Here is an 835-nt window from a genome sequence, read left to right as displayed (position 1 = left end):
GGGATCGTCCGGCAGCCCAGCCCGTGGCTCGCGCCGCTGCCCGAGGCGGTCGTGCTGTCGTCGCGGACGGCGGCGGGCGGCTCGGTCGTGTCCGTCCCGCCGATCGAGTTCGGGATCACCGACCTGCCGGCCGGGCAGTCACGCGCCCCCCTCACCCTCGATCTGGAGCATGACGGGCACCTCTATCTGGCCGGTTCCGCGCAGTCGGGGCGGACGACGGCGCTGCGGTCGCTGGCCGGGGCGATGGCGTCGGCGTGCACGCCCTACGACGTCCATCTGTACGCGATCGACTGCGGCGGCAGCGCCCTCGCCCCGCTCGCGGCGCTCCCGCACTGCGGCGCGGTCGTCACCCGCGACTCCTACGACCGGATCGAACGGCTGCTGGACGCCCTCTCCGCCGAGCTCGACCGGCGCAGGAAACTGCTGTCGGCGGCCGGGTTCGCGACCCTCGCCGAGCAGCGCGCCACCGTCTCCTCCGGCGAACGGCTGCCGTGGATGCTGCTGCTGCTCGACCGGTGGGAGGGGTTCACGGCCGCGTTCGAGCACTACGACTACGGGCGGCTGCTGACGTCCCTGCTGCGGCTGCTCCAGGAGGGCGCGGCGGTCGGGCTGCGCGCCGTGTTCACCGGCGACCGGACGGGCCTGACGGGGCAGGCGGCGATGGCGTTCGACCGGCGGCTGATCCTGCGGATGGCCGACCCGTCCGACTACGGCTACGCGGGAGTCCCCGACGCGCAGCTCCCGGCCGCCATGCCGCCGGGACGGGCGCTGCGGCTCGTCCCGGGCGGTCCGATCGAGGAGTCGCAGATCGGGCTGCTCGGCCAGGACGCCTCCG

Annotated in this window: 1 protein-coding gene; it reads left to right on the top strand. The window is 75.1% G+C overall.

All coding sequences use genetic code 11. From position 1 onward, the window contains the following. The coding region (locus ACYVE7_RS34915; protein ID WP_460370943.1) for an FtsK/SpoIIIE domain-containing protein at window positions 1-835 on the top strand (835 nt) is incomplete at both ends.

This window comes from Actinocorallia lasiicapitis, assembly GCF_054778695.1.
This window is presented reverse-complemented; position numbering and strand designations above follow the sequence as displayed.